Origin of the sequence: Erythrobacter sp. HI0063, assembly GCF_001635685.1 — a bacterium.
Taxonomy (GTDB): Bacteria; Pseudomonadota; Alphaproteobacteria; order Sphingomonadales; family Sphingomonadaceae; genus Qipengyuania.
Genome location: NZ_LWFF01000195.1, coordinates 1 through 256, shown reverse-complemented (window position 1 = coordinate 256; position 256 = coordinate 1). Strand labels below are relative to the sequence as shown.

Below are 256 nucleotides of genomic sequence, written 5' to 3'. Positions count from 1 at the left end.
GGACCCTTTTCGATGAATTCGGTTATTCCTTCTACCCTTTCAAACCTCGGAAGTTCCTAGTCTGGCAGATGTTAGACGGCCATTGGGTTGGGATCGACCGAGGCGTTTTTTACGCTTTGCTTGATGCCATCGATCGAGTTGCCGAAATGGAACTGACAGCACCATCACAATTGACTGTCCTCTCAACCTGCAATGACACCAGTAGTTTGTCATCGCTTGCAAGTGCTTATGCCGGTGCCAGGCTTCTTCCATGGTA

The 256-nt window shown here is 49.2% G+C and carries 1 protein-coding gene; it reads left to right on the top strand.

Features of this window, described 5'->3' with window-relative positions:
• Positions 1 to 256, top strand: a 256-nt coding sequence (locus A3736_RS17890) for a hypothetical protein (protein WP_233999287.1), incomplete at both ends; no start/stop codon positions are given.